Source organism: Kitasatospora sp. NPDC002543 (genome assembly GCF_053594915.1).
Map to the genome: position 1 here is coordinate 35,411 of NZ_JBSFWR010000077.1, position 7,088 is coordinate 42,498.

General features: G+C 73.9%; 7 protein-coding genes. 5 read left to right on the top strand and 2 right to left on the bottom strand.

Features of this window, described 5'->3' with window-relative positions; genetic code table 11:
• Nucleotides 1-83: 83 nt before the first annotated feature.
• A complete protein-coding gene (gene wecB, locus ACWD4P_RS27370) occupies nucleotides 84-1,232 on the bottom strand; it encodes a non-hydrolyzing UDP-N-acetylglucosamine 2-epimerase (protein WP_449781424.1) in 1,149 nt (382 codons plus the stop codon).
• Nucleotides 1,233-1,595: 363 nt separating this feature from the next.
• Here wecB and ACWD4P_RS27375 point away from each other — a divergent pair, with 363 nt between their 5' ends.
• The 5 genes from ACWD4P_RS27375 (at nucleotide 1,596) to ACWD4P_RS27395 (ending at nucleotide 5,740) form a co-directional block, all read left to right on the top strand.
• The gene (locus ACWD4P_RS27375; protein ID WP_359818653.1) at nucleotides 1,596-1,823 is read left to right on the top strand and encodes a hypothetical protein; all 228 of its coding nucleotides are present in this window, start codon (nucleotides 1,596-1,598) and stop codon (nucleotides 1,821-1,823) included.
• A gap of 145 nt (nucleotides 1,824-1,968) precedes the next feature.
• Nucleotides 1,969-2,586 carry an archaeosortase/exosortase family protein gene (locus ACWD4P_RS27380; protein WP_449781425.1) on the top strand — a complete coding sequence of 206 codons (618 nt, stop codon included), beginning with the start codon at nucleotides 1,969-1,971 and terminating at the stop codon, nucleotides 2,584-2,586.
• Entirely contained in the window at nucleotides 2,583-3,950 is a 1,368-nt protein-coding gene (locus ACWD4P_RS27385; protein ID WP_449781426.1) for a glycosyltransferase family 2 protein, read from the top strand. The genes ACWD4P_RS27380 and ACWD4P_RS27385 overlap by 4 nt, the downstream gene beginning before the upstream one ends.
• 200 nt (nucleotides 3,951-4,150) lie before the next feature.
• On the top strand, nucleotides 4,151-4,903 hold the full coding sequence (locus tag ACWD4P_RS27390) for a choice-of-anchor P family protein (RefSeq protein ID WP_449781427.1): 753 nt from the start codon (nucleotides 4,151-4,153) through the stop codon (nucleotides 4,901-4,903).
• Between the two features lie 360 nt (nucleotides 4,904-5,263).
• Complete coding sequence (locus ACWD4P_RS27395) at nucleotides 5,264-5,740, top strand: hypothetical protein (protein ID WP_359818737.1); 477 nt, start codon at nucleotides 5,264-5,266, stop codon at nucleotides 5,738-5,740.
• Between the two features lie 112 nt (nucleotides 5,741-5,852).
• On the opposite strand, the gene ACWD4P_RS27400 is transcribed toward ACWD4P_RS27395, so the two are convergent.
• Nucleotides 5,853-7,088: SdrD B-like domain-containing protein (locus tag ACWD4P_RS27400; protein WP_449781428.1), on the bottom strand; the 1,236-nt coding region annotated here is incomplete at its 5' end.

Below are 7,088 nucleotides of genomic sequence, written 5' to 3' on the forward strand. Positions count from 1 at the left end.
CGCCGTCGCGCCGTGCGAGCCGTGCGAGGCGCCGAGGCGTGCGACGCGTCCGTGGAGCTTCGGCGGGGCGGCGTGCAGCCCCGTCAGACCAGCCCCAACTCGGCGAGCGGCAGCGCGGGTTGCCCGACGGCCGGGCCGGGGGAGAGGTAGCGGTCGCGGAGCGCGGCGACGATCTCGGCGCTCGCCTGTCCGCTGCCGTAGGGCGAGGGGAGCCGCGCCAGCCGTTCCGCGGCGGCCTCGTCGGCGAGCAGTTCCCGCAGCGCGCGGGCGAGTTCGTGGCCGGGGCGGGCGAGCCGGGCGAAGCCGGCCCGGACGGCCTCGGGGCGCTCGGTGGAGTTGCGCACCACGACGAGCGGGCGTTTGAGCACCGTGCACTCCTCCTGGACCCCGCCGGAGTCCGAGACCAGCAGCCGGCAGTGCCGGGCCAGGGCGAGGAACCCGGCGTGGTCCAGCGGCTCGATCCGGCGCAGTCGCGCGCTCGGGCGGCGCAGGCCGAACGCCTCGACGGCGGCCCTGGTCCGGGGGTGCAGCGGCAGCAGCACCGGCAGGTCGAGGGCGGCGAGCTGGTCGAGGATCTGGGCGAGCCGCGCGGCGTCGTCGGTGTTCTCCGGGCGGTGGATGGTGGCGAGCAGGTAGCCGCCGGGGATGACGGCGTGTTCGGCCACGATGCGGCGGGCCTCGGGCTCGGCGGGCAGGGTCTCCAGGGTCGCTTCGACGACGGTGTTGCCGGTGATGATCACCCGGTCCGCGTCGATCCCCTCGCGCAGCAGGTGGGCCGCGGCGGTCGCGGTGGGGGCGCAGTGCAGGTCGGCGAGCGGGGCGATGAGGCGGCGGTTGGCCTCCTCGGGCATGTCGGGGTCGAAGGAGCGCAGGCCGGCCTCGACGTGGACGACGGGTATGCCCGCGCAGTGTGCCGCGAGGGCGCCGGCGGCGGCGGTGTTGGTGTCGCCCTGGACGACCACGGCGGCCGGCGGGCGGGAGGCGAGGTGGTCGCTCAGCGCGCTGACCATCCGGCCCATCTGGCGGCCGCGCGGTTCGCCGCCGACGCCGTTGAGCAGGTGGTGCGGCCGGGGGAGGCCGTACTGGGCGAAGAAGGCGGTGGTGAGGGCCGGGTCCCAGTGCTGCCCGCTCCAGACGATGCGGGCCCGCGGGCCGAGGAGGCGGGCCACCCCGGCGAGTTTGACGATCTCCGGCCGGGTCCCGAGGACCAGGGCGATGTCGGTCGAGGACATGGCGCTCCGAAGGGGGCGAAGGGGCGAGATGGGGGAGTAACAGCAGACGATATGAGGGGATTCGCAAGAAATATCCACAAGCGGGAGCAATGTCACCCACTTGGCGGATAGGGGGTGGGCCGGGCTCAAGCGGTCCGGCGTTGGTTCGTATGCCGGTGCATCAAAAAGCCCCGAGTCGCGCCGACTTGGCCGGAGGAGGTCCGCGTTCGGCGTCTCGGCGATCCCGCGCGGTCGGTTACGGCAAACGGGTGATTTCCACCCGAATGGGCGCGGCGCACCTATCCGATCATCCGATCGGCCCAGCAACATACGGCTCCAGATCGCAAAGATCGGGACAACCCGGTCCCCATGAGAGGAACCACCATGTACGGACCCATAGGCGGCGGACTCCCCCCGACGGCGGCCGGCGGCGGCGTGCTCGCCTCGACCGGCTCGCCCGGCCTCGGCGTCGCGGCCGCGGCGGGCACCGCCCTGGTGCTGGTGGGAGTCGCCCTGCTGCGGCGCAGCCGGCTGGCCGCCGACCGGGGCGAGCGGACCGACCGCGCGGACCGGACCGGTGGGACCGGCGGCCGGGAGCCGGACGGTCGGTAGCCCCGGTACCACCCATCCCCCCATCGCCCCACCGCACCGCCACCGCCCCACCGCCCCACCGAACCGCCACTGCCCCATCGCCCCACCGAACCGCCACCGCCCCACCGCCCGCCGTCAACTCGCGCCGATCCCAAGGGGTTTCCTCGTGACCGCAGACGTCCACCCGCAACCCTCCCGGCCACCGGGCCCGGCCCGCTCGCCGCTGTCGCCGGCCGGAGGCGCCCCGCTGTCCGGCCGGGTGCTCGCCGGGGTGGCCGGGCCGCTGCTGCTGGGCCTGGGCGGGGCCCTGATCGCGGGTGAACGTGCCTACCGGTTCCAGGAGATGGCCGGCGCGCAGTGGTTCGTCTCGCACGCGCTCGGCCTGCGGACCCTGCTGCTCGCGGCCCCCGACGCGCCGGTGCTGTACGCCGGCGACGCGAGCGGCCTCGGACGCGGGATCGCCCTGACCACCGGTTGCAGCAGTGCCCTGCTGATCGCCCCGCTGGCCCTGCTGGCCGGAGTGCTGTTGCTGTTCGGCAGTCGCGGGCCGGCCCGGGTCCTGCTCGGCTTCGTCCTGGCGGCCGCCCTGGTCCTCGCCGCCAACCTGGGCCGGCTGACGCTGATCGTCGCCATGCAGAACCGCTACGGGGACGAGGGGTTCGGCTGGACGCACGTCCTGTTCGGCTCGGTGCTGATGATGGCCGCCGGTCTGCTCGCGCTGCTGCTCTTCCTCTTCCTGATCACCCGAACGTCCACCCGCGACGCGGAGGCCGATGCGCCGTGACCCTGCTCGACCTGTCCGTCTCCCTCTCCTTCGTGCTGGGGATCGGCTTCCTCGCCTACGTCACGGTGATCGTGCGCAACTTCCTGCGGGCCGGCCCGGACGCCCCGGGCGACCCGAGCGGCTTCGACTGGCACTTCCTCATACCCTGCCGGGACGAGGAGGCGGTGATCGGCACCACCCTGGACTACCTCGCCCGGCACTTCCCCCGGGCGCGGGTCTGGGTCGTCGACGACCACTCCGAGGACCGGACCGCCGAGGTGGTGCGGGCCAGGGCGGCCGAGGGGCGGCCCGTTCACCTGGTCGGCCGACGGCTTCCGCGGGCGCGCACCGGCAAGGGCGACGCGCTGAACGACGCCTACCGGGCGCTGGAGGCCTGGCTGCCGGAGTCCGCCGACGCCGACCGGGTCGTCCTGATCGTCCTGGACGCGGACGGGCGGCCCTCGCCGGGGATGCTGGACACCTTCGCCGGGCCCTCCTTCTTCGGTGATCCGGCCATCGGCGCCGTCCAGGTCGAGGTCCGGATGTCCAACCGCGACGTGGCCGTTCCGCTGCCCCACCGGGGGCGGCTGGCCAACCGGTTCGCCCGGCTGCTGGCCCGGCTCCAGGACATCGAGTTCCGCGGGCCGATCTCCGCCATCCAGATCACCCGCCGGCTCACCGGCACCGTCAACGTGGGCGGCAACGGCCAGGCCAACCGGCTCAGCGCACTGCGCTCGATCGACGGGGGCGGCGGCGAGCCCTGGGGCCGGGCGCTGCTGGAGGACTTCGAGCTCGGGCTGCGGATGATGCTGGCCGGCTGGCGCAACGGCTACACCACGACGGCCTGGGTGGACCAGGAAGCCCTGTGGAACGTGCGGCAGTTGATCACCCAGCGGGTCCGCTGGGCACAGGGCTCGATGCAGTGCGCGCCCTATCTGCGCCGGGTCTGGTGCTCCCGGGAGTTCACCACGCTGGGTTTCCTGGAGGTCCTCTACTTCATGGTCCAGCCCTGGCTCCAGGTCCTCGGCCTGGTGGTCTACACCGTGCCGATCGCCGCCTTCGGCTACAACATCCTCGTCTACCCGGAGTTCGTGCTCGCCTTCCTCGGCCAGGGCGGCGCCGTGCTGATCGCGCTCTACCTGGTCCTCGGGGTGGCCGAGTTCGCGCTCTGGGGTCCGCTGTACCGGCGCCGCAGCGAGCCGGGGATCACCCGCCGGGCCGCGCTCGGTCACGGCCTCGCCCTCGCGGTGTACGCCGCGACCACCTACCTCGTCGCGGTCCGTGCCTTCTGGCGGATCGTGCGGCGCAAGGGCTCCTGGCAGAAGACGGCCCGTACGGCCGAGCCGCCGCCGGCGCCCGCCGCCCAGGAGATCGCCACCGCCTGAGCGGCCGAGACTTCTCCCCGGCCGGTGGGGCCGCGGCCGAACGCCGTGGCCGGCCCGCGGAGTCGACGCACCACCAGCACCACCCCCGCACCGTCCCCCTTGGCGCCACTTCCTCGGCACCACCATCCCTGAACCACCCCCTTCCTGCCCCCGCACCGCGGACACCCACGTCCGCCGTGCCCCGTCCGAAAGGCCCACCCGTGAGAACTCGCACCCGCAACCGTCTCCTCGCCGGCACCGCGCTCGCCGTCGGAGCCCTCGCCGTGGCATCCCCGGCGTACGCCGCGCTGCCCGCCCCCACGGCCGACGCCTACGTCGTCTCCACGGAGGCACTGGGCGGGATGGTCGCCGTCGCGCCCTCGCCCGAGTCGGCCTACCCGTCCGGCGGCACCCGGACCCTGGTCGGCCTGAACATCGGGCCGGTCGCCACCGACGCCACGCTCACCGCGACCACCGCGGGGAACCCCGCCGACGGCACCGCGTCGGCCTCCGCGACGGTCGAGAAGCTCGGGCTCGACCTCGGCGTCGCCTCGGTCGCCCTGACCGGCGTCAACTCGACCTGCAAGGCCACGCCCACCGGGGCCACCGGCAGCGGTCTGATCGCGGGCGGGTCGGTCACGGTCGGCATCCTGCCGGTCAACCTCCAGGCCAACGCCCCCGCCAACACCAAGGTCGACATCCCCCTGGTCGGCTCGATCGTCCTCAACGAGCAGACCACCGGCGCCAACGGCGTGCTGACCGTCAACGCCGTCCACATCACCCTGCTGCCGTCGTTGAACGGCGCCGACCTGGTCATCGGCCACGCCGAGTGCGGTGGGGCCGAGCCCGCCGCCGCGGTCCCGATGATCGACCCGTCCGTGGCGGGGATGGGCGGCGGCGCGGTGCTCGCCGGTGTCCTCGCCACCGTCTACGTCCGCCGTCGCAACGCCGGGTCCGCGGCCTCGGCCGGCTGACAGGGCGGGAAGGAGGTAGGAGGGGGCGGCCGGCCCGGAGCGCGAGCCGGCCGCCCCCCGGCCCCAGCAGTCAACCCGGCTTCCAGCGGCTCACCCTGACGTGTGGAGAGCCGATTCCGGTTGACGCGGGTCGGGCGGCAGGCCCCCACTGACCGCCCCCGCGCCGCCCCGGCCCCACCCGGGGCGGCCTTCGCGCACCGGCACCGCGGGGCGCTTCCGGCCGGACCCGTCGGTCCCCTCCCGGTCGGACGCCTACCCTACGAACGGACCGGCCGTACCGGCCGTGGCCGCTCTAGGAGGAGTCCTGTGCCGTCCTGCGACCCCCGACACGCTCCCGTCGGCGATGTGAGCGCAGCGCTCATGGTGATCGACTCCCGGCTCAAGGCCGTCTACGACGGCAGGGCCGGGACGGATCCCGAGCACCAGCGGATGGTCGACCAGCTCACCGCGTCCTTCGGCCCTGCGGAGGCCGAGGCGGTGGTGGAAGGTGCCTGCACGCTTGTCTACATGTACATGAACTGGCTGTGCAAGGCCTTCGAGCAGCACGAGGAGGACGTGATCGAGCACGCGATCCCGAGCCTGGTGACCACCATGCGGATGATGCCGAGGACCTTCAGCCCCGAGGTCGTCCCCACCATGGCCGGGCTGCTCACCGCGGCCGGCACCGGCCTGAGCCCCAACCTGTGGCGCGCCCAGTACGGACCGTGGACGAAGGAGGAGATGAACCCCCTGGAGGCCACCGCGGTCCTGCTCGCGGAGTACATCAACCGGATCTCCGGCAAGGGCCAGGACTTCGCCACCAAGCTGATCACCGACGCGCTCTCCCAGCTGGACTAGCGGACTGCCGGACCGTCGGACCACGGACCAACGGACCGGCGCCGGACGCGCCGGTGGCGCCGCCCCGATCGAGGGGCGGCGCCACCGGCGTGGTGCGGGGTACGAGCGGGCGTCAGCTGTGGCGGCCCGGTCGGCGGTAGGCGACGAAGCAGAGGGTGCCGCCGCCGAGGAGGGCGATGGCGCCGAGCGCTCCGATCAGGGGGTCGGAGGAGGAGCCGCCGGTGTGCGGCAGTTCGCCGCTCTCCGACGGGTGCGGGGTGTGGGGGTGGGTGGGGGTCCCGGTGGCCGTCGGGTTCGGGGAGTGGCTCGGCGAGTGGCTCGGCGTCGGGGACGGCGAGGAGCTCGGGCTCGGGGAGGAGGTGGGGGAGGGGGACGGGGTCGGCGACGGGCTCGGGCTCGGCGAGGAGGTCGGCGACGGGGACGGCGAGGGCGACGGCGACGGGGAGGAGGTCTGGAGGACCACGCCCATGTCGAGGTCGAGGTAGCGCTGGCCGCCGCTGAGGGTGACGCTCTGGGTGATGCCGGTGGTCGGATCGGCGTCCGAGTCCTTGGTCGGGTCGGTGCCGGCGTGCCGGGTGGTGACCTTGGCGCCCGGGGGCAGCGTGGTCAGGTCGAACCGGACCTGGTAGGTGCCGTCGGGCAGGTTGTCGAACAGGTACTTGCCGTTGGCGTCCGTGACGGTGGTGACGGGCTTGCCGTCCTTGTCGCGGACGGGCTGGCCGCTGCCGTCCAGCAGCGTGACCTTGACGCCGGCGATGCCCTCGTCACCGGGCTTCTGGACGCCGGAGCCGTCCCGGTCGTGCCAGACGAAGTCGCCCAGCGCGTTGTTGGAGGGCGTGACGCGTTTGACGGCGACGCCGACCTTGGCGGGTTCGGCGGGCAGTAGCTGGCGGCCGGCGTTGTCGGTGGCGGTGTAGGCGAAGCTGTTCCAGGCGTAGTCGCCCTCGGGGGCGTCGTAGGAGGCGGTCATCGGCCAGGTGAGGGTGAAGGACTCGCCGGGGGCCATGGCGCCGGGGCGGTGGATGCGGAACCAGGTGGCCGTGCCCGGGCCGGGGAAGGTCGGGCTCCAGAGCGCGGCGCTGTTGCACCCGGTGCGGTCGACGATCACGGCCTCGACGCAGGGGTTGGGGTCGGTGCTGTACTCGATCAGCACGGTCGGGTCGCTGGCGGTGATCGCCTGGGTGAGGGAGGGGGTCCAGGTGCTGCCGCGGGTGGCGTCCTGGGTGAGGACGTAGTTGTCGCCCGGGGTGGGCAGCTTGTCGTAGGCGATGAACTCGGTGACCGGGTCCGGCGAGTCGTTGCGGACGGTCATCCGCCAGGACGTCTGGCCGCCGGGGGTGGCGGTGCC